This window comes from Emticicia oligotrophica DSM 17448 (assembly GCF_000263195.1).
Classification (GTDB): Bacteria; Bacteroidota; Bacteroidia; order Cytophagales; family Spirosomataceae; genus Emticicia; species Emticicia oligotrophica.
Genome location: NC_018748.1, coordinates 2,392,859 through 2,413,842, shown reverse-complemented (window position 1 = coordinate 2,413,842; position 20,984 = coordinate 2,392,859). Strand labels below are relative to the sequence as shown.

Sequence of the window (20,984 nt, the reverse complement as noted above, 5' to 3'; positions counted from 1 at the left end):
TTCACCAATAACAGTTAACCAATAATTGCCCCATGGGACTTTTTGATTTTTTTAGCAAGGATAAAAAAGAAACGCTTGACAAAGGCTTAGAGAAAACAAAAACCAGCATTTTTGACAAAATCTCGCGAGTAATTGTCGGAAAATCGAAGGTGGATGAAGAGGTGCTCGATGAGTTGGAAGAAATTCTAATAAGCTCTGATGTGGGTGTAGATACAACCGTCAAGATTATTCGCCGAATCGAAGCTCGTGTCGAGCGAGATAAATATACTAATATTCAAGAATTAGACCGCATTCTAAAAGAAGAGGTTGCTGCACTTTTAGCCGAAAATAATTCGCAAGACGTAAAAGATAGTTTTGAAACCGAACATTTACCAAAACCTTACGTATTGATGGTGGTGGGTGTGAATGGTGTAGGAAAAACAACTACTATTGGAAAATTAGCTCATCAATTTAATAAAAGAGGTAAGAAGGTAGTTTTAGGAGCAGCCGATACTTTCAGAGCTGCAGCCGTTGACCAACTCAAACTTTGGGGCGAACGTGTTGGAGTAACAGTAATCGACCATGGAATGAACACCGACCCATCTTCGGTGGCTTTTGACGCTGTAAAAAAAGGCATGGAGTTGGGAGCAGATGTAATTATTATTGATACTGCGGGGCGTTTACATACAAAGATAAACCTAATGAATGAATTAGGTAAAATTAAGCGTGTGATTCAGAAATTCTTGCCCGAAGCTCCGCACGAAGTAATGCTTGTTTTAGATGGAAGTACTGGCCAAAACGCTGTAATTCAAGCGAGAGAGTTTACGAAAGTAACCGAAATTACTTCATTAGCCATTACTAAACTCGATGGAACTGCCAAAGGTGGTGTTGTGATTGGTATTTCTGATGAATTTAAGATTCCAGTAAAATATATTGGCGTAGGCGAAAGAATGGACGATTTACAGGTTTTCAATAAAATGGAGTTCGTTGATTCTCTGTTTAAAAAATAAATTTAACCATGAATATAATAGCCACGATAACAAAATTATCGTGGCTATTATATTTTACACTGTATCAAGCACAATTCTAAAGGTAGTTCCTTTATCAACTTGTGTTTCTTTCACGAAGAGTTTTCCATCGTGATAGTTTTCAATGATTCTTTTTGCCAAAGTTAGCCCTAATCCCCAACCACGTTTTTTAGTACTAAAACCAGGCTTAAACACTTTCCGAATATTGGTCTTCGAAATTCCTTTTCCAGTATCTCTTACATCAATGGCAATTTTTCTCCTTCCAGCGTGCGTAAGAGTTACATACAAATCACCTACCCCACCCATGGCATCTACGGCATTTTTGCAGAGGTTTTCTACTACCCACTCCAGCAAATGTTTATTCAAGCTTACTTGCACTTCATCCGAAATCTGACTATCAAAATGAACCTTTATTTTAGTAGAAATTCTACGCTCAAGATAATGTAAGGTTTGATAAATCAATGGTGAAATTTGCTCTTCGCTCATTTGAGGTACTGAACCAATATTTGAAAAACGAGTTGTAATAGTCTCCAAACGTTTGACATCCTTTTCCATTTCATCGCCAATCGTTGCATCAAAGCTTGGGTCTGAGCGAAGCACCTCCACCCAAGCCATTAAAGCTGAAATAGGTGTGCCTAACTGATGTGCCGTTTCTTTAGCCAAACCAACCCAAACTCTATTTTGCTCAGCTTTACGTGAAGAACTATAGGCGATAAACGCCAAAGAACCAAAAATCAGAAAAGTACCCAATAAAATATACGGAAAATAACGTAACTGCTTGGCTAAAACAGAATTACTGTAGTAAAGTGAAACTTTATCTTTTCCTATCGAAAACTCAATTGGTTGATGTTCATTACCCATTTCAGAAATTTTTGTGTATAAAATCCTTTCTTGCTCTTTAGGCTTCCATGTACGGGTAGAGTCTTTGAATTCTGGAATATTGATATTGGCAATCGGCACACCATTTTGGACAACAATAGCAGGCACAGTTTCGTTGGCTTCCAATACTTCTTGTACGAACGTGTAATCACAGGTACTTTCTACACTCATTTCGACGAAAAACTTAATCCCTGCCGCATACAAAAGCACGTATTTTTTTTCTCGTTCTTCTACCTCTTTTCCTAATTGATTAAAATAATAAAGTACACCAACACCAATGCTCATCAAAACAGCAATAGCCACAAACCTCCAACCGGTGATTTGCTCATAAATATTTACAAAAACCTCTCTTTTCGCCATAAAAAACTATTTATTACCTTATCTTATTTAATAACGCATTTATTTTGCTAATGCTGTATGCTACAAGATTGTTTAGAATTATTCTAAATTACTTATTCTAAACTCTTTTCTCATATAAAAGAAAACTTTTTACTTAAAATCGACGTAAATAATTTTACAAATGGCCTGATTTTTAGTTGTCTATATTTTGTTCTCAGTTTTGTATTTTTCTTAGTTATGAGCAAAATAAACGCTTAAATAATTTAGAATAATTCTAAATTATAAAAACTGACAGAAATCATATCAGTTATAAAAAATCTGACCGTAAATTTGCAAACTATTTTAGAGATAATGCACGGACTATTTAAAGCAATAACGATTTCGCATAAAAAAGCCTCTTTAGAATTAAGAGGTCAAATTGCACTTAACGAAGAGGAATCAAAGGCATTGATGCTTAAGATTCGTGAGGCGTTTGATGTTTCGGAAGTGCTTGTGCTTTCTACTTGCAATCGTACTGAGGTATATTATGTTTCGGAAAATAATTTAGGTGAAGAAATTATTCGCCTAATTGCCAGCCAAAAGATACTTGTTTCGAGTGAGATTTTACCATTTTTTGAGATAATTTCGGAGCATAGCGAAGCTGTTAGATACCTTTTCGAGGTAGCTATGGGTTTACACTCACAAGTTGTTGGCGATTTGCAGATTCCAAATCAAGTTAAGCACGCATATCAATGGGCTGCCGATGTTCAGATGGCTGGACCGTTCTTACACCGACTCTTACACACTATTTTCTTTACTAATAAAAAAGTTGTTCAAGAAACTTCATTCCGCGATGGAGCGGCTTCCACTTCCTATGCAGCAGTTGAGGTGATGGAAAGCTTCTTGCCACTACTCAATAATCCGAAGGTTTTGGTTGTTGGTTTAGGTGAAATCGGTGAAGATGTATGTCGTACTTTGGCTGATAAAGGCTACAAAAATATTACGCTTACGAATCGTACGAAGGCAAAAGCTGAAGCATTAGCAAGTCAGTTGGGCTTTGAAGTAGCAGATTATCAAGATGTAAATAATAATATTCTTGAATCTGATATCGTCATATCATCAGTTCGTTGTGAAAGCCCAATCATCACGAAAGAAACCCTCAAAGACAAAACACTCGCCGTAAAATATTTGATTGACCTTTCAGTGCCCAATAGCATTGCCAGCGATATTGAAGAAGTAGCGGGTGTAGTAGCTTATAATCTTGATGAAATTCAAACTCGTGCCAATGAGGCTCTCCAACGCCGCATGGATTCTATTCCACAGGTTATGGATATTATTGGTGATGCAATCGCAGAATTTAATAACTGGTCGCAAGAGATGATTGTCTCGCCAACGATTCAGAAATTAAAAGGAGCATTGGAGCAAATCAGAAAAGAAGAAATGGCTCGTTATGTGAAAGAGTTATCGGCAGAAGAAGCAGAGAAAGTAGAGAAAATCACTTCGAGTATGATGCAAAAAATCATTAAATTACCAGTAATTCAGTTAAAAGCCGCTTGTAAACGTGGCGAAGCTGAAACACTGATCGATGTGTTGAATGATTTATTTAATTTAGAAAAACAGACGGTATAAATTGTAGGACAGGTTTGCAACCTGTCAACCATTGAAGTTTAAAAAGACAGGTTACAAACCTGTCCTACAAAATATTAAAAGGCGTAGTTTCTCATCGGAATTACGCCTTTTTTGTGGACAAAATCTAAAAAGCAAAAATCTATCCCGTAGGGATTTTATATCGGTAGCCTATTCATAAACACCCAAAAAACATCATACCTACGGCATGAGATATTATTTGTTGTATGCTTTTCTACCGATATTTCATATATAGTCTCCTAAAATCATTGCTTCTACTGTTCTTTGAGCTTCTTCGATGGCGGTTTTTGCTTCGTTAGTATTAGAATTTACCAACTCTAAAAATAGTTGGTGTATCTGAATCAGGTGTTTTTACAGGCTTCTTAATCTTCAAAATGATAGGCATTGGAAAATCTACTCCTGCTAATACTGCTTCCCCTGGAGCTAAAATTGGTAAAAAACTCAATGCACTTTTTGTTGCTTCTGAACAAGCGTACTCTATAACTTCTCTATCTCGTTGATTTATAAGTCGATGCACTATAAATGTACCAAATTGGCTCAAAACTCCTTGTGAAATATCCCTCGGCATTTGAGTAGCAAGTACAAGAAAAAGATCTTGTTTTCAACATTCTTTTGCTATTTTTTCAAAAGCGTTGAGTTCAACTTCTCAAGAATATTTATCTTTTTATTTAAAAACTGGTGTGCCTTATTAAAATTAATTTATGATTACAAATTGAGACTTAAGCTTTAAAACAAATATACCAAAATCACAAATAAAAGAAAAATCTTTTGGTTCTCTAAAAGTAAACCTATAAATTTGTTCTCTATCAGAAAACTTTTTATGTTCAATATCATCACAAGAAAAACTTTATTGGCCTATTGTAAAAAATATCCAAAAGCATCAAATGCTCTTTTAGCATGGTATTATGAACTAATAGAGGCTGATTTTCAAAGTTTTCAAGACCTAAAAGCTGTTTATGCCAATGCCAGTTTGGTCGGAGATGATAGAGTAGTGTTCAATATTATGGGAAATCATTATCGTTTGGTAGTTCGTATTGTTTTTACCTACAAAGCCATACAAATCAAATGGTTTGGTACTCATGCTGAATATGATAAAATAGATGTTTCAACTATAAAATATAAAGATTATGACCATGACTCTAAGGCCAATTAAAACCGACCAAGAATATGAAACGATGCTCGAATGGATAGATAAACAATTCGACTTATCGCCAGATATAAACAGCCCAGAAGGAGAACAATTACAGATAGCGTTACTTTTAATTAAGGCTTATGAAGATGTACATCACCCAATTCCAACACCCGACCCAATTGAGGCAGTTAAGCTAAAAATGGAGGAAAAGGGTTTACTAAACAAAGATTTGGTTAGTTGGATTGGCAGTAAAGGCTATGTTTCGGCATTGCTCAATAAAAAGAAACCTTTAACGCTTAAACTGGCTAAGATTTTTCATCAACAGTTGGGTATCCCTGCTGAGGTTCTATTGTCGTGATATTCTGAAAACTTACGGTAGATTCACATTTTTTCCCTACATTTCGTAAAAATTCAACCTTCTATCAGCATGAACAACTCTCACGACAAAAAACAACAAAACTCACGCCGTAATTTCCTCAAAAGTAGTGCCTTGGCCTCCGCAGGCTTTATGATTGTACCACGCCATGTATTGGGGAAAGGATTTGTAGCACCAAGCGATAAACTCAATATTGCAGCCGTAGGCTGCGGAGGGAAAGCCGATTTCAATATCCAACAAGCATTCAACAATGGAACAGACAATATCGTAGCACTTTGTGATGTTGATGATCGTATGTCGGCAAAATACCGTGCAAAATTCCCAAATGCACCTTACTTTAAAGATTATCGAAAAATGCTTGAGTCGGAAGCTAACAATATTGACGCAATCATTGTGAGTACACCAGACCACATGCATTATCCAGTCGCGATGTCGGCCATTCAACTAAAAAAGCACGTTTATGTAGAAAAACCACTCACGCATGATATTTGGGAAGCACGCCAACTCACTGAAGCAGCGGCTAAATTTAAGGTTGTTACGCAAATGGGGAATCAAGGAAGTAGCGGATACGGCACACGTGTTACAGAAACTTTGGTACAAAGTGGAGTGATTGGCGAAATACATACAGTAGAAGTATGGACCAATCGACCTGTGTGGCCACAAGGTGTAAAATCGCCGAAAGATAAAGGTGAAAAACAACCCATTCCGAGCGAAGTGGACTGGAATTTATGGCTTGGCACCGCTCCTATGCGAGACTATCACGAAGCCTACATGCCTTTCCGTTGGCGTGGATACTGGGATTTCGGTACTGGTGCATTAGGCGATATGGGCTGTCATTTCATGGACGTTCCATTTAGGGCTTTAAACTTAGGATACCCTACATCAGTCGAATGTTCGGTTGGACAAGTTTATGCCGATTTCTTCAAAGAAGCTTTCTTCGATGACGTTTGTCCACCTTCGGCAGCAATTCACCTCAAATTTCCTAACCCTTCGAGCAAAAATCATAAAGAATTAAGCTTATCTTGGTACGATGGGGGTATTCGACCACGCTTACCAGAAGGTTGTGATTACGAAAAAGTATTTGCCAATATTGATGGTGGAGTTATGTTTATCGGTTCGAAAGGGGTAATTGCCTGCGAGCTTTTCGGTAATAATCCTAAAGTTTATATCAATGGAAAATTGGCAGCTGTAAAACTACCAGCACCGAAACGTGCATTGGTTGAAGGCGATGTAAACGGGCACCAACAACAATGGGTAAAAGCTTGTAAATCAGGCTTTGGCACTTATACAAGTTCTTCTTTCGACCAAGCGGGTCCTCTGACAGAAATTGTATTGATGGGTAATTTAGCCGTTAGGTCTTTCTTACTTCGTGATGCTAAGAATAAGTTTATTGGTCGTAAGAAATTATTCTGGGACGGCAAAAATATGAAGATTACAAACTTTGATGAAGCTAATGCCTTCGTGAAGCGAAATTATCGTGAAGGTGGCTGGATTTAAGCATAAACAATAAAGTCGGCGTGGCTTAGAGCCATGCCAACTTTATTGTTTATAACTTCAATTTTATAATCGAATCTTTACCGCCAATAAGAAGTTTGTACCCGCTTGCGGATAATAGAAATTCTCGGTAGTTACTTGTTTATCATAAATATAGCTGTAAGTATAGCCATTCGACTCATATAAATGATTGAAAATATTATTTACTAATAAGCTAAAAGTCATTTCTTTCAAAAACTTTGGCTTTAACGTATAATTTGCTCGTAAATCATTGACAAAAAATGCATCCAGACTGCGGTTATCATCGCCTGTATTATCCATAAATTGCTTACTCACATATTTGCTCATCCAAGCCAATTCTACGTTTTTAATTGGTGAAAAAGAAAGTTGGCCACCAGCAATCACATTTGGAGAAAACGAAATATCAGTTTTCGAGAATTTATTGATTTTATCAGCATCTCCATCATAATTAACAATAGTTTCACTGAAGTTTTTAATTTTATTTTGACTAAAAGTCGCATTACCCGACAAGGCCCACTTTGGAGCAAATTTCCAACTTGCCATCAATTCAATACCTGCACGATAACTCTCAGGCACGTTAACTCTAATCGCCTCTCCTACACCATTTACTTGTCCTGTTAATACTAATTGATTGTTGTAATCCATGTAATAGAAATTCGCATCAAAACTTACTTTCGAACCCGCTGTGCGGTATCCTACTTCTAAATCACGAAGTGTTTCGGCCAATGGTGCTTTTGGAGCATTATCTACAAAGTCTTGGCGACTTGGTTCTTTATTTCCAATGGCATACGAAGCATACACAGCCGATGTTTTGCTCAACTGGTAATTCACCCCAAACTTTGGATTAAAAAACTTATAATCAGTCTTCTGTGTAATGTCTTGGCGTTTATCACCCAAACCTTTCATATCATAGGCCACTGTTCTGTACTGCAAATCAGCAAAAAAGTTCAAGGCATCATTCACTTGGTAATACCCTTTGGCATAAATATTAAAATCGGTTTTTATTGAATGACTTTCGTACCAACGATAACGAATATTAGAGGTTGAAGCATTTTTTGCCCAAATAATTTCACCAAAGTGGTTTCCATCATATTTATTCCAGCCACCACCAATATTTGCTGAGAATTTCTTATTCGATTGATAATCAAAAGAATAAACCCCGCCATAAAAATCATTATCTAACCACTTACGACGAACCAAATCAGTACGTTTAATGGTTTGCCCTCCAATAACTACATCTGGTAAACCATAAGTAGAATATTTATCATCTGGTCTGAACTGCTCATAAAAACCACGTCCTTTCGTATAATGAAGTGTAGGGTTAAAAGTCCAATGCTGATTCAATTTAAAAGATGAAATCAACTGATAATGGTCTTGTTGATAATCATCTACTTGATTATCATAAGTGTAAGGATTGTAGGTACGATTTGTTTTCAATAAACTTTCGGGTACACCTTCCCAAGCTTGGTAGGTTTTCTCTTTTCCTGAAAAGACATTCAATCTTACAAAATTATTTTTACCATAATATCCGCCCGAAACATAAAACGATTTAAGGTCAGATGAAGCACGGTCGATGTATCCATCAGAAGTAAGTTTTGATAAACGAGCATCTACTACAAACGAACCACTTTCTGATTGATTTTTCAATAAACCTGTACTAGCTAAAATATTTGTTTTGAGCGTATTAAAAGAACCTACCGAAAAATTAGTTTCACCATAAGCATTTGGTTCGTAGCCCAAAGTATTAATATTGATACTCGCCCCAAAAGCTCCTGCTCCATTGGTCGAAGTTCCAACGCCACGTTGTACTTGAATACTTTGTGCCGATGACGCAAAATCAGGCATATTTACCCAATAAGTACCTTGTGATTCCGAATCGTTGTAAGGAATACCATTTAAGGTTATATTGATACGTGTTGGGTCGGTTCCGCGAATACGAATACCCGTATAACCGACACCCGCACCAGCATCAGAACTGACAACCACTGAAGGTAGTTGATTAAGTAAAAAAGGCATATCTTGACCTAAATTTACTTTTTTGATGTCTTTCTGATAAACATTGGTGAAAGCCATACCAGTTTTTTCGTTGGCACGAGTAGCACTTACTACGACTTCGTTTAGTTCACGAATCTTGGTTGAATCTTGGGCGTTAATTACCAGCCCCAAACTAGAAGCAATAAATAAAAGGATAAATGTTGTTAGTTTTTTCATTGAGTTTGAAATTTATAACAACAGGTAAAGGAGTAAAAACCTGCAGACAGCGTACCATCTTGTTGGTTTAACATAAATTAATTTTGGTAATCGTATAAGCAATTTATCAGGAGGTCATGAATTTCCTAATAGCAAAGCTCTCTTTTCCCTGCGGCGGCATTATCCGTGTACAGGTACGATGGGTATAATCTCAGCCCGTTGTATTAAGGCACCCCTTTTTGAGATAAGTACTGCAAAATAAACGTTTTTTTTGCAAATGTTGTTTATATTAGTGTGGAAATTTAGTACGAAAATAAGTTTACAGTGTAGAAACTTACTGATTATTAGATTTTTACGATTTACTTAATTGCATTTTAATAAAAGCCCTTTAGCATATTATGAGCCAATTTATGGTTGAGTTTGATTTACCAAACCCATTTCCCGAAGCATTTATGATGAAAATACCGAGTCAAAGATTGGTAATTAATCAAATGCTTGAAGATGGGAAAATCCAATCTTATGCACTTTCAATAGAGCGTGATCGCCTTTGGTGCGTAGTGAATGCCGATGACGAATTAGACGTTTTAAGAATCATTGGAGAATTTCCATTAATTGATTACATGAAGCACACCATCACCGAACTCATGTTTAATAATGCCGTAGTGATGAAAGTACCTGCTTTTTCTTTGAATTAAATTATTGATTTCAAACTGTGAAACAAACATTTAAGTACATTTTACTGGGCTTGATGTTGGTGAGCCAAATAGTAGTAGGCTGCCGACAAGCAAGTAAACAAGAGTCGTTTAAAGCCACTGAACCTACATCTGAGAAAGTGGCAGTTGATAATACAGACAAAGTACAAAAGCCTAATTATCAAGCACAAAAGCAAAGCAAAATTCCGAAAAAAGTTTATGAGGTTTTGAATTATGTGAAAGAAAACGGAGTTGCTCCAGATGGCTATGTTGGTGGTCGAAAATTTGGAAACTACGAAAAGATTCTACCTCAAAAAGATGATAGTGGGCGGAGAATTAATTACCAAGAATGGGATGTAAACCCTAAAAAACAAGGAAAAAATCGAGGAGCCGAAAGGCTGGTAACTGGCTCGGATGGACGTGCCTATTATACCAACAATCACTATAAAAGTTTCGTTGAAATTAAGTAAAAGTTTCGCTTTTAACCCTAATATACATTTCAACTTACCCAATATTCCTTTATGTCAAATTTTCTTATTACAAATAACTTAGATTCTTTACAAGGTTATCAAATTATTACAATCGATGGCCAAAAAGCACATACCTTGCGTGGCTTTTATGAGGAAATGGCCAAAGGCTTGCAATTTCCTGAATATTTTGGGTTTAACCTCGACTCGTTTGATGAAATGCTCAACGACCTTTCGTGGCTCGATCAAGAGAAAATTGCCATTTATATTACCAATTCTGAATTATTTGTTGAGAAAGAACGCAATCCTGACAAATTACCCACTTTACTCGATTTATTAGATGCCACTTGTGAAGATTGGAAATGGGTAGAGGAAGATGATGATGTAAAGAAAAAAGATTTAGTAGTCGTTTTCTCACCGAGCGAGCGAATCACAAAACTACTTGATAGTCAGGAAATTAGTTATGAATTAAGGTAATTATAACCCAATGTCTCAAGACTATACTCTTCGTCAATGGCGGCTAGGCGATGAAGAATCGCTCGTTCGAAATGCCAATAATTATAAGATTTGGAAGAACCTCAAAGATATTTTCCCAAACCCTTATACCATAGAAGATGCTGGGGCTTGGGTAAAAATGGCCACCGATTCGGAAGAAACATTTGCCATTGTCATTGATAATGAAGCAGTTGGTGGTATAGGAATTTTGCTCAAAGAAGATATTTACCAAAAAAATGCCGAAATAGGTTATTGGCTCGGGGAGGACTATTGGGGTAAAGGTATTATTTCATCAGCTATACCCAAAATTGTTGATTATACATTCAAAAAATACGATATCCACCGCATCTATGCTGGTGTTTTTGAGTATAATTTGGCTTCCATGCGAGCGTTAGAAAAAGCGGGTTTCGAGAAAGAAGCCATTTTAAAGGAGTCTTTATTTAAAGAAGGACATTTTTATGATGAACATATTTATGCGAAATTCAAATAATAAGAAAAAGGGGCTCTTTAATTGATAACCCCTTTTTCTTATTCAATAGCCCTTTACAATCTAATCGGCACTTTTATTTCCGTATTTTCCCAATGTAAAATCATATCTGCCCCACCTTCGGCGGCGGCAAAATCAATTTTAAATTGTTCCATCATTTCTGCGGTTTTTCCAACTGGCACATCAACTCTCAAAACATCACGTTTTTCATCATAATTAGTTCCCCACTGCCCAGTTTCGTCATTCATGATTATCGTCCACTTATCAACATTCGGTATTGTCCAAAGCGTATATTTTCCAGTTTTAAGCGTTTTATCTCCAATTTTTACGTCTTGTTTCACATCAAAAATTGTGGCTTCGTTGGCACCTGTACGCCAAACCTGACCATAAGGTAGAAGTTTCCCAAAAATCTCACGACCTTTTTTATAGGGTCGGCAATAATCTACTTGTACGGTTAGGCCATTTTGGTCGAATTTAGCAACATCGGCTGGGCTCTTTGTTTTTGTATAACTTTTGAAGCCAAAATAAAGAGCTACCAACACCGCTACTACAATTAATACAATCCTTAAGATTTTGTTCATTTTTATTAGATTTTAGAGGTTAAATACTCTACTCGCAAACAAGATTCAATCATCGAAAAGTTCGGTATAAAAAATATATAACTGATAAATATTTGACTCATTTTCCGATTAAAACATGCACAAAAGTGTTTTTCAAAAAAAAAGTAAAGAATATTTAATGATTTCACCTCGAAAAAGGGCAATTTTGCATCAGGCGAACAGTTTTTAGATTTAGTGTGTTTAAAATATGATGGTTTGCACATTTCAAACCTGTTTTACATTTCTTAATCAAGGCTTCTGAGAGAATCAGACCTTGAATTGCTAATAGTTTTTTTGAGATTATACCAATGCTTGATATTATTCATTTACTACCCGATTCTATTGCCAACCAGATTGCGGCGGGAGAAGTTGTGCAGCGACCAGCATCGGTGGTGAAAGAACTTTTAGAAAATTCGATTGATGCCCGTGCCAGTAATATTCAGTTAATTGTGAAAGATGCTGGACGCACCCTCATTCAAGTAATTGATGATGGAATCGGAATGTCGGCTACCGATGCTCGTATGAGTTTCGAACGACACGCTACTTCAAAAATCCGTACGGCTGATGACTTATTCTCTATTCTCACGATGGGTTTTCGTGGCGAAGCTCTTGCTTCGATTGCAGCGATTGCCCAAGTTGAGTTGCGTACACGTAGGATGATAGATGAAGTAGGAACTATGATTCGGATAGAAGGCTCAGAGCTCAAATCGCAAGAATCAGTTTCATGCCCTAAGGGAACAAATTTTCAAGTAAAAAATCTCTTTTTCAATGTTCCTGCTCGTAGGAATTTCCTAAAATCAAACCCTGTCGAGATGAAACATATCCTCGACGAGTTTCAAAGAGTAGCGTTGGCTCACCCCGAAGTAGCATTTACACTTTACCATAATGACGTAGAGGTTTACAATCTTCCAGTAGGAAAACTAAGCCGCCGAATTATTGATATTTTCGGGAAATCATACCGTGAACAATTAGCGGGCTGTGAAGAAGAAACGCCTTTTGTGAATATTTCGGGATACGTTGGAAAACCAGAATCGGCTAAGAAAGGTCGTGGCGAACAATTTTTCTTTGTAAATAAACGCTTTATTAAGCATAGTTATTTACACCATGCAATATTAAGTGCCTTCGAATCTACAATTCCCGAAGGAAGTAGCCCATTTTATGTTTTATTTATTGACATTGACCCTTCACACGTTGATATCAATATTCATCCAACCAAAACTGAAATCAAATTCGATGATGAACGGGCAATTTATGCAATTATCCGTTCGGCTGTAAGGCGTGCCATTGGTGTTTATAACCTTACGCCAAGTCTTGACTTCGAGTCGGATATTAATTTTGGTAATTTAACAAGTACCAATCGTTTTAGCGATTTACCAAGTCAATCAAGCATTAACCCAAGCGTTTCTGGCATTGCCGATTTCGAGAATGCTCGCACCCAACCACATAATTATCAAGCTTCTAAAGAACGTGATGATAATTATGTAGAAAAGTCTAATTCACAAAACTGGCGAAAACTTTTCGATGGTTTAGAGAGTTTTAAACCAAATAATCAGTCGAGTTTAAGTTTTGAGCACGAACCGTTTACTGTTGGAAGCAAGGCGAATGATATTGCAGATGAGAGTCGTCATATTGCCGAATTACAAGAAATAACCGCTATTCAAATACAGAATCGTTATATTGTGGCACAAGCCAAGAGTGGTATGATGCTCATTGACCAAAGAGCGGCCTATGAGCGAATTTTGTATGAGAAATATTATAACAATTTAAAAAACAAAAAATCGTTTACACAACAACTACTTTTCCCGAAAACACTCGACTTTAGTCCGCTTGATTTTCTGTTAGTCATGGAAATTCAAGACGAAATTAAAGCTTTAGGGTTTTCGTTTGAAGAATTTGGGCAGCATACCATCAAAATCAATGGTGTACCACCAGAAGTGCAGGAAGAAAACGAAAAAGAGATTTTTGAGGGTTTAGTTCAGCAATACAAAGTAAATCAAGCTGAATTGCAATTAGATAGGGTTGAAAACGTAGCACGCTCATTTTCGAAACGTTCATCTTCAAAATATGTTGGAGAACTTTCAAAAATCGAAATAAATTTATTAATTCATCAGCTTTTTGAAACGGCAGTTCCGAGTTATACACCCAATGGTGAACCAATTATGTCGATTTTATCGTTAGACCAGTTGGCTGAACTTCTTACTAGAAAGTAAAAGCCTTTTTTAACGAAAAAGCTAAACAAAAAATTAAAGTATGTATCAGGTTACACCTATAGTTCGTAACTTGCTGATTATAAACATTGTTGTTTATGTCATACAGCATATCCTACGAATCGATTTAGCCGGTATTTTCGGCTATCATAATTTTTCGCTGTATGAAATGGGGCTTTTCAACCCCGTGCAAATTTTCACTTATATGTTTTTGCATGGCGGTACTGGGCACATTTTTAGTAATATGTTTGGTTTGTATATGTTCGGCCCAATGCTTGAGCATTTTTTAGGAAGTAAAAGGTTTCTTACGCTATACCTTGTATCGGGTATCGGTGCTTGCGTTTTACATGGTGTGGTAAACTTATATGAGATTTCTCAACTCCCAATCGACTCTCCAGAATACACCATGATGATGAGTATTCCAATGGTTGGGGCTTCGGGAGCAATTTTTGGTATGTTGGGAGCATTCGCACGATTATTCCCTAATACCGAAATGATAATATTTCCATTGCCAATTCCTATAAAAGCGAAATATTTAGTATCTTTATATGCACTTTTCGAAATTTTCTCAGGCATATATAGTATAATGCCGGGAGTGGCTCATTTTGCTCACATTGGCGGCTTAATTTTTGGTATTCTGTTGATAAACTACTGGAACAAGAAAAAAGATAGATTTTATTAAAAGTGGCAAGTTTTATTGACGACATCAAAGCTCCTTTCAAAAAAGGAAATACCTTGATACAGCTCATGCTTATCAATACAGGAGTTTTTTTGTCTTTAATTATCATAAATTTTATTTTCTCCTTCACCCCAAATGGTGATAGAATAAGCGAATTACTGAGTAGCAACTTCGATTTGATTGCCCCCGTAAAGCAGTTCATACGCAAACCTTGGACAATCGTTACCTATTGCTTCACCCACTACGGTTTCTTGCATTTGCTATTCAATATGCTAACCTTCTTTTGGTTTGGAACTTTAGTGCAAGAATTTATTGGAAGCCGAAAACTCTTAAACATTTATCTGATTGGAGGTATTTTGAGTGGATTATTCTACATTACAATTTATAATCTTATTGCTTTAGCCAACCAGTCTGGCTCTTTAAACTTAAATAATATTACGCCTACAATTTTGGGGGCTTCGGCCGCTGTTTATGCCGTAATGTTTGCAGCAGTAGCCTTACTACCCGAATATGAGTTTTATCTTTTCGGAATTGTCTTAATCAAAATTCGTTACGTAGCTTGGTTCTTCTTAATTCTTTCGTTCATAATGCCAAGCAGCGGTATATCACATTTAGGAGGTGCCATTTCTGGTTATTTTTATATTTATTTTCTTCGTAGAGGCGTTGATTTGGGTAGCCCAATCGAAGCTGTAAGTGAATGGTGGGGAAGACTGTGGCGACCAAAACCTAAGGTAAAAATTCCGCAAAGACGTTACAGCGAAACAACAGTTGCAAGTAAAAATAGTGGAGGAACTAATCTCGACCCTAATTATTTCCCTGACCAAGATGAGGTAGATGCTATATTAGACAAAATTGGGAAGTCAGGCTATGAAAGTCTTACGAAGGAAGAAAAGCAAAAACTCTACCGAGCGAGCCAAAAGAAAGATTAATATTTCTAAATTTTCCGTACATTTGTAACTTAATTTGCACTTCAAAAAACAAGCACAACTTCAAGTTCAAGAGAATTTACATCATGTCATACGTAAAATTGTTATTTAGAACTAAACAATTTTAACTGTGTTCAGTTTTAGAAAGACAATCTAACCTTAATTGGTCAAAAGATATGCTCATAACGCCCGGTGATATATTAAAAGACATCAACATTCCTGCTGATTTAAGAAAAGTTGACCGCAACAAACTACCTCAAGTAGCCGACGAACTCCGCCAATACATTATTGATATGGTTTCGGTTTATGGAGGACACTTTAGCTCAAGCTTAGGTGTTGTCGAACTTACCGTTGCACTTCACTATGTTTTTAATACTCCCGATGACCAACTCGTTTGGGATGTAGGTCATCAAGCTTACGGACATAAAATCCTAACGGGTCGTCGTGAAATATTTCATACTAACCGAGTTTATGGGGGAATTTCTGGTTTTCCAAAAAGAAAAGAAAGTGAATATGATGCCTTTGGCGTAGGCCACTCTTCCACTTCTATTTCGGCAGCTGTTGGTATGGCTGTTGGCTCGAATCACAATGGCGAAAAACAGCGTCAACACATTGCCATTATTGGTGATGGCTCGATGACAGCGGGTATGGCATTCGAAGGAATGAATCATGCTGGAGCATTGAAGGATGCCAATGTATTGATTATCTTGAATGATAATTGCATGGCCATCGACCCGAACGTTGGAGCATTGAAAGAATACCTGACCGATATTACTACCTCAAAAACATATAACAACGTAAAAGATGACGTTTGGCAACTTTTAGGCAAAATGAGTACTTTTGGTAACAGTGCCAGAAAAATTGTAGCCAAAATAGAGAATGCAATGAAGGGGGCTTTGCTTAGTCAGAGTAATTTCTTTGAGGCTTTAAATTTACGTTACTTCGGCCCAATTGATGGCCACGATATCGACCATCTAGTTAGTGTTTTAGAAGACTTAAAAAATATTCCAGGGCCTAAAATTCTACATTGCCTTACAGTAAAAGGTAAAGGTTATGCCCCTGCCGAAAAAGAACAAACCAAATGGCACGCACCAGGTTTATTCGATAAAGTAACGGGCGTTATTCAAAAGAAAGTATACGATAGACCAATGCCACCTAAATACCAAGATGTATTTGGAAATACAATTGTGGAATTGGCCGAAAAAAATAGCAAAATTGTAGGTGTTACTCCTGCCATGCCATCGGGTTCTTCATTAAATATCATGATGAAGGCCATGCCAGACCGTGCATTCGATGTGGGAATTGCGGAGCAACATGCCGTGACATTCTCGGCGGGTATGGCCACGCGTGACTTGGTTGTTTATTGTAATATCTACTCAAGTTTCATGCAGCGTGCCTACGACCAAGTCATTCATGATGTGTGCTTACAGCAATTACCAGTAATCTTCTGTCTTGACCGTGCAGGTTTTGCGGGAGCCGATGGCCCGACGCACCACGGAGCTTATGATATTGCATATATGCGTTGTATTCCGAATATGGTGGTAGCATCGCCGATGAATGAAGAAGAACTTCGTAATTTGATGTACACTTTCCAATTGGAAGAAACTCAAAAATTAAAAACTGCCTTCACGATTCGCTACCCAAGGGGAGAAGGTGTAATGCCCGATTGGAAACGACCATTCCAAAAGCTTGAAATAGGTAAAGGTAGAAAGATAAAAGATGGAGAAGAAGTAGCCATTCTTACAATTGGACATATAGGTAATTATGCAGTAAAAGCTTGCGAAATACTTGAAAAAGAAGGCTTAAATCCCGCTCATTACGACCTCCGTTTTGTAAAACCTCTCGATGAAGCCATGCTACATGAGGTTTTCCAGAAATTCGACCGTGTAGTAACGGTTGAAGATGGCTGCTTACAGGGTGGTATGGGAAGTGCCGTATTAGAATTTATGATTGATAATGGTTATACAGCCAAAGTAAAACGCTTGGGAATTCCTGACCGTATTGTTGAACATGGCGAACAAATCGAGCTCCAACGCGAATGTGGCTTCGACTCAGAAGGTATAGCCATGGCCGTACGCGAGTTAGCCGCAAGTACTGTTTTGATTTAGACCTCAGTAATAAAGAATATTTTATAGCATTTAAAGCCATTACTCTTTTGGAGCAATGGCTTTTTATTTTCTGAACCTCCACCCCGCTTTTTTCGTTATCTTTGTATAAAAAAAGGCAAAAAAATAGTGAGCGATAAAAAACTGAACGACATAGACCTAACGGGCTACGAACAAATAGAAGTATTAGGTGCGAGAGAACACAATCTCAAAAATATTGATGCAATTATCCCACGTAATAAATTAGTGGTAATTACGGGTATCTCGGGCAGCGGTAAATCATCTTTGGCTTTTGATACCATCTATGCTGAGGGACAACGCCGCTACATGGAGAGCTTTTCGGCGTATGCTCGTAGTTTTATTGGAAATATGGAACGCCCCGATGTAGATAAAATCAATGGGCTTTCGCCAGTTATTTCTATTGAACAAAAAACAACTTCTAAAAACCCTCGTTCAACTGTTGGCACTACCACCGAAATCTATGATTTCTTACGTTTGTTTTATGCTCGTGCTGGTGAGGCCTTTAGTTATATAACTGGCAATCGAATGGTTAAGCAAACGCAAGACCAAATCATTGACCAAATACTTCAACAATTTGAAAATCAGAAGGTTATATTACTTGCTCCAATCGTAAAAGGGCGTAAAGGTCATTATCGTGAGCTTTTTGTACAGATTGCAAAATTAGGTTTTACGAAGGTGCGAGTTGATGGAGAAATACTCGATATTAATCCTAAAATGCAACTCGACCGCTATAAAATTCACGATATTGAGATTGTTATTGATAGAGTTGTTCCAAAAATCGAAGACCGCTATCGCTTGAGTCAATCGGTAGGAATTGCCCTAAAACAAGGCAAGGGCTCTATGATGCTTTTGGATAGCAATAACCAAACACAATATTTTTCACAAAATCTCACCGACCCCGAATCGGGAATTTCGTACGAAGACCCTTCTCCTAACAGTTTTTCATTCAACTCTCCTTATGGAGCTTGTCCAACTTGTAATGGTTTAGGTACTATCGAAGAAATTACGGAAGAGTCAATTATGCCTGACCGTAGTTTGAGTATTACACGTGGTGGAATCGCCCCATTAGGAGAATACCGTGATTTATGGATTTTCAAGCAAATAGAAGTAATTTTGAAAGCCTACAAATCAAATATTTCAACACCTATTGAGAAAATTCCAGAAGAAGCACTCAAAACAATTCTCTATGGTAGTGAAACGCCACTGCCTGTTCCATCAAAAAAATATCCCGGCACCGAATGGAACTCTACATTCGAGGGCGTAATTACATTTTTGAAACGTCAGCAAGATTCAGATAATGATAAAATTCAAGAATGGGTTCGTGATTTTTTGGTTATTAAGACTTGTCCAGATTGCGAAGGACAACGATTAAAAAAGGAGTCACTACACTTTAAAATTGCCCAAAGAAATATTGCTGAATTAGCCGAAATGGACATCCGAGAATTATCGGAATGGTTCACTGATTTAGAAACCCGCTTATCTGACCGCCAGAATGTTATTGCCAAGGAGATTTTGAAAGAAATTCGCAAAAGAATTGGATTCTTGATGGGTATTGGATTAGATTACCTTACCCTAAATCGTCCATTACGCACACTGTCAGGCGGAGAATCACAGCGTATTCGTTTGGCTACGCAAATTGGAACGCAATTAGTTGGTGTACTTTATATCATGGATGAACCAAGTATTGGTTTACACCAAAGAGATAACGTCAAACTTATCCAAGCACTGAAAGATTTAAGAGATTTAGGCAATACGGTTTTGGTTGTAGAACACGACAAAGACATGATGCTCGAATCAGATTATATTCTTGATATAGGGCCGGGGGCTGGACGTCATGGGGGTACAATTGTCGGTAAAGGGACACCGAAAGAATTTATAGAGAATCGCAGTATTACCTCTGATTATTTGAGTGGACGCTCAAAAATTGAAATTCCAGCCGAACGCCGTAAAGGAAATGGCAAATTTTTAGTTATCAAAGGAGCTACTGGTCATAACCTAAAAAACGTTACGCTGAAACTACCTTTGGGTAAAATGATTTGTGTAACAGGTGTGAGTGGAAGTGGAAAGTCTTCTTTGATTCATGAAACCCTATTTCCTGTACTAAATAAACACTTTTATAACGCCAAAAGAGAGCCTCTTTCTCATAAAGCCATTGAAGGTTTAGAGCATTTAGATAAGGTTATTGAAGTTGACCAAAGTCCGATTGGTCGTACACCACGTAGTAATCCTGCTACCTATACAGGTATGTTTTCAGAAATCCGAACGCTTTTTGCTGAGCTTCCTGAAGCAAAAATTAGGGGTTACAAGCCAGGTCGTTTTTCTTTCAATGTAAAAGGTGGCCGTTGTGAGGATTGTGAAGGAGCAGGAATGAAAAAAATCGAAATGGAGTTTTTGCCTGATGTACACGTAGCTTGTGAAACTTGTAAAGGAAAACGTTTCAATCGTGAAACTTTAGAGGTAAGATACAAAGGAAAATCAATTGCTGATGTGCTTGATATGACCGTTGAGCAAGCAGTTGAGTTTTTTGAGAGCATTCCGAAAATTAATAGAAAAGTTCAAATTCTTAATGAGGTAGGTTTGGGTTATATTACGCTCGGACAGCACGCCACTACACTTTCGGGAGGAGAAGCTCAACGAGTAAAACTAGCAGAAGAACTCTCGAAAAAAGATACAGGCAAAACCATTTATATTCTTGATGAACCTACCACTGGTTTACATTTCCGTGATATTCAAAAATTACTTGAAGTCTTACAAAAATTAGCTGATAAGGGTAATACGGTACTCATCATTGAACACAACCTTGATGTGATAAAAGTAGCCGACCATATTATTGATGTTGGCCCAGAAGGAGGTAGTAAAGGCGGTACTATTGTAGGCGAAGGCACACCCGAACAAGTAGCAATGGTAAAAGGTAGTTATACAGGTTATTTCCTTAAAGAGGAATTAAAAAATTGACTATTTCACCCAATAATTCATTAATAAAGATTAAAATTTATTAATTTAGTTACAAAAACTACATATCATCAGTTACTCAAAAGTTACTTTTGCTTATTTTTATGTCAAATAAGCAAAAGTCATCCAACCTTTTCCTAACTAAAAACGTCAGTATTTAAAGTTTAAACGATTTTGTAACTATTAAAGAATAGTTACTTTGCTGTTGTATTTCTAATCACTTTTCCTTATAATGAGTATAATTAAAGATTTAATTAGTGAACTTTTAATTTTTTTTAGAATTAATGGTT

At 37.1% G+C, this 20,984-nt stretch carries 18 protein-coding genes; 14 read left to right on the top strand and 4 right to left on the bottom strand.

The genetic code is table 11. The features are described 5' to 3' along the window. Positions 1 to 32: 32 nt before the first annotated feature. Positions 33 to 989 (top strand): signal recognition particle-docking protein FtsY, encoded by a 957-nt coding sequence (ftsY, locus tag EMTOL_RS10020; protein ID WP_015029167.1) that lies wholly within the window; start codon positions 33 to 35, stop codon positions 987 to 989. Between the two features lie 54 nt (positions 990 to 1,043). Here ftsY and EMTOL_RS10015 read toward each other — a convergent pair whose 3' ends face one another. Continuing rightward, entirely contained in the window at positions 1,044 to 2,246 is a 1,203-nt protein-coding gene (locus EMTOL_RS10015; RefSeq protein ID WP_015029166.1) for a sensor histidine kinase, read from the bottom strand. 330 nt (positions 2,247 to 2,576) lie between these two features. Between EMTOL_RS10015 and hemA the strand changes: the two genes are divergently transcribed. Beyond that, positions 2,577 to 3,833, top strand: a complete 1,257-nt coding sequence (gene hemA / locus EMTOL_RS10010) for a glutamyl-tRNA reductase (protein ID WP_015029165.1) — start codon at positions 2,577 to 2,579, stop codon at positions 3,831 to 3,833. Between the two features lie 319 nt (positions 3,834 to 4,152). On the opposite strand, the gene EMTOL_RS10005 is transcribed toward hemA, so the two are convergent. Further along, the gene (locus tag EMTOL_RS10005; protein WP_041693507.1) at positions 4,153 to 4,419 is read right to left on the bottom strand and encodes an ATP-binding protein; all 267 of its coding nucleotides are present in this window, start codon (positions 4,417 to 4,419) and stop codon (positions 4,153 to 4,155) included. Positions 4,420 to 4,671: 252 nt separating this feature from the next. Here EMTOL_RS10005 and EMTOL_RS10000 point away from each other — a divergent pair, with 252 nt between their 5' ends. The 3 genes from EMTOL_RS10000 (at position 4,672) to EMTOL_RS09990 (ending at position 6,856) form a co-directional block, all read left to right on the top strand. Then, positions 4,672 to 5,004 (top strand): type II toxin-antitoxin system HigB family toxin, encoded by a 333-nt coding sequence (locus EMTOL_RS10000; RefSeq protein ID WP_015029164.1) that lies wholly within the window; start codon positions 4,672 to 4,674, stop codon positions 5,002 to 5,004. After that, the gene (locus tag EMTOL_RS09995) at positions 4,979 to 5,341 is read left to right on the top strand and encodes a helix-turn-helix domain-containing protein (protein WP_015029163.1); all 363 of its coding nucleotides are present in this window, start codon (positions 4,979 to 4,981) and stop codon (positions 5,339 to 5,341) included. Before EMTOL_RS10000 ends, EMTOL_RS09995 begins: the two co-directional genes overlap by 26 nt. Before the next feature lie 69 nt (positions 5,342 to 5,410). Then, the gene (locus EMTOL_RS09990; protein WP_015029162.1) at positions 5,411 to 6,856 is read left to right on the top strand and encodes a Gfo/Idh/MocA family protein; all 1,446 of its coding nucleotides are present in this window, start codon (positions 5,411 to 5,413) and stop codon (positions 6,854 to 6,856) included. Between the two features lie 63 nt (positions 6,857 to 6,919). Here EMTOL_RS09990 and EMTOL_RS09985 read toward each other — a convergent pair whose 3' ends face one another. After that, positions 6,920 to 9,085 carry a TonB-dependent receptor gene (locus EMTOL_RS09985; protein WP_015029161.1) on the bottom strand — a complete coding sequence of 722 codons (2,166 nt, stop codon included), beginning with the start codon at positions 9,083 to 9,085 and terminating at the stop codon, positions 6,920 to 6,922. A 377-nt stretch (positions 9,086 to 9,462) separates the two neighbouring features. Between EMTOL_RS09985 and EMTOL_RS09980 the strand changes: the two genes are divergently transcribed. The 4 genes from EMTOL_RS09980 to EMTOL_RS09965 are packed head-to-tail and all read left to right on the top strand — an operon-like array spanning position 9,463 to position 11,208. Further along, positions 9,463 to 9,759, top strand: coding sequence for a hypothetical protein (locus tag EMTOL_RS09980; RefSeq protein ID WP_015029160.1), 297 nt, complete (start codon positions 9,463 to 9,465; stop codon positions 9,757 to 9,759). Between the two features lie 17 nt (positions 9,760 to 9,776). Continuing rightward, a complete protein-coding gene (locus EMTOL_RS09975) occupies positions 9,777 to 10,226 on the top strand; it encodes a guanyl-specific ribonuclease (RefSeq protein WP_229235458.1) in 450 nt (149 codons plus the stop codon). A 51-nt stretch (positions 10,227 to 10,277) separates the two neighbouring features. Then, positions 10,278 to 10,700, top strand: a complete 423-nt coding sequence (locus EMTOL_RS09970; protein WP_015029158.1) for a barstar family protein — start codon at positions 10,278 to 10,280, stop codon at positions 10,698 to 10,700. 10 nt (positions 10,701 to 10,710) lie between these two features. Next, positions 10,711 to 11,208 carry a GNAT family N-acetyltransferase gene (locus EMTOL_RS09965; protein ID WP_015029157.1) on the top strand — a complete coding sequence of 166 codons (498 nt, stop codon included), beginning with the start codon at positions 10,711 to 10,713 and terminating at the stop codon, positions 11,206 to 11,208. A gap of 53 nt (positions 11,209 to 11,261) precedes the next feature. On the opposite strand, the gene EMTOL_RS09960 is transcribed toward EMTOL_RS09965, so the two are convergent. Then, a complete protein-coding gene (locus EMTOL_RS09960; protein ID WP_015029156.1) occupies positions 11,262 to 11,786 on the bottom strand; it encodes a DUF2911 domain-containing protein in 525 nt (174 codons plus the stop codon). Between the two features lie 326 nt (positions 11,787 to 12,112). Here EMTOL_RS09960 and mutL point away from each other — a divergent pair, with 326 nt between their 5' ends. The 5 genes from mutL (at position 12,113) to uvrA (ending at position 20,697) form a co-directional block, all read left to right on the top strand. After that, positions 12,113 to 14,014 carry a DNA mismatch repair endonuclease MutL gene (gene mutL, locus EMTOL_RS09955; RefSeq protein WP_015029155.1) on the top strand — a complete coding sequence of 634 codons (1,902 nt, stop codon included), beginning with the start codon at positions 12,113 to 12,115 and terminating at the stop codon, positions 14,012 to 14,014. A 40-nt stretch (positions 14,015 to 14,054) separates the two neighbouring features. Then, positions 14,055 to 14,693 carry a rhomboid family intramembrane serine protease gene (locus EMTOL_RS09950; protein ID WP_015029154.1) on the top strand — a complete coding sequence of 213 codons (639 nt, stop codon included), beginning with the start codon at positions 14,055 to 14,057 and terminating at the stop codon, positions 14,691 to 14,693. 2 nt (positions 14,694 to 14,695) lie between these two features. Beyond that, entirely contained in the window at positions 14,696 to 15,619 is a 924-nt protein-coding gene (locus EMTOL_RS09945; RefSeq protein ID WP_015029153.1) for a rhomboid family protein, read from the top strand. 173 nt (positions 15,620 to 15,792) lie between these two features. Further along, positions 15,793 to 17,724 carry a 1-deoxy-D-xylulose-5-phosphate synthase gene (gene dxs, locus EMTOL_RS09940; RefSeq protein ID WP_015029152.1) on the top strand — a complete coding sequence of 644 codons (1,932 nt, stop codon included), beginning with the start codon at positions 15,793 to 15,795 and terminating at the stop codon, positions 17,722 to 17,724. Between the two features lie 126 nt (positions 17,725 to 17,850). Then, positions 17,851 to 20,697, top strand: a complete 2,847-nt coding sequence (uvrA, locus tag EMTOL_RS09935) for an excinuclease ABC subunit UvrA (protein ID WP_015029151.1) — start codon at positions 17,851 to 17,853, stop codon at positions 20,695 to 20,697. Positions 20,698 to 20,984 lie beyond the last annotated feature (287 nt).

What these genes read in the sequence shown, in the direction of transcription:
- ftsY (WP_015029167.1), top strand. Translation starts at nt 33, where the DNA reads ATGGGACTTTTTGATTTTTTTAGCAAGGATAAAAAAGAAACGCTTGAC.
- EMTOL_RS10015 (WP_015029166.1), bottom strand. Translation starts at nt 2,246, where the DNA reads ATGGCGAAAAGAGAGGTTTTTGTAAATATTTATGAGCAAATCACCGGT.
- hemA (WP_015029165.1), top strand. Translation starts at nt 2,577, where the DNA reads ATGCACGGACTATTTAAAGCAATAACGATTTCGCATAAAAAAGCCTCT.
- EMTOL_RS10005 (WP_041693507.1), bottom strand. Translation starts at nt 4,419, where the DNA reads ATGCCGAGGGATATTTCACAAGGAGTTTTGAGCCAATTTGGTACATTT.
- EMTOL_RS10000 (WP_015029164.1), top strand. Translation starts at nt 4,672, where the DNA reads ATGTTCAATATCATCACAAGAAAAACTTTATTGGCCTATTGTAAAAAA.
- EMTOL_RS09995 (WP_015029163.1), top strand. Translation starts at nt 4,979, where the DNA reads ATGACCATGACTCTAAGGCCAATTAAAACCGACCAAGAATATGAAACG.
- EMTOL_RS09990 (WP_015029162.1), top strand. Translation starts at nt 5,411, where the DNA reads ATGAACAACTCTCACGACAAAAAACAACAAAACTCACGCCGTAATTTC.
- EMTOL_RS09985 (WP_015029161.1), bottom strand. Translation starts at nt 9,085, where the DNA reads ATGAAAAAACTAACAACATTTATCCTTTTATTTATTGCTTCTAGTTTG.
- EMTOL_RS09980 (WP_015029160.1), top strand. Translation starts at nt 9,463, where the DNA reads ATGAGCCAATTTATGGTTGAGTTTGATTTACCAAACCCATTTCCCGAA.
- EMTOL_RS09970 (WP_015029158.1), top strand. Translation starts at nt 10,278, where the DNA reads ATGTCAAATTTTCTTATTACAAATAACTTAGATTCTTTACAAGGTTAT.
- EMTOL_RS09965 (WP_015029157.1), top strand. Translation starts at nt 10,711, where the DNA reads ATGTCTCAAGACTATACTCTTCGTCAATGGCGGCTAGGCGATGAAGAA.
- EMTOL_RS09960 (WP_015029156.1), bottom strand. Translation starts at nt 11,786, where the DNA reads ATGAACAAAATCTTAAGGATTGTATTAATTGTAGTAGCGGTGTTGGTA.
- mutL (WP_015029155.1), top strand. Translation starts at nt 12,113, where the DNA reads ATGCTTGATATTATTCATTTACTACCCGATTCTATTGCCAACCAGATT.
- EMTOL_RS09950 (WP_015029154.1), top strand. Translation starts at nt 14,055, where the DNA reads ATGTATCAGGTTACACCTATAGTTCGTAACTTGCTGATTATAAACATT.
- dxs (WP_015029152.1), top strand. Translation starts at nt 15,793, where the DNA reads ATGCTCATAACGCCCGGTGATATATTAAAAGACATCAACATTCCTGCT.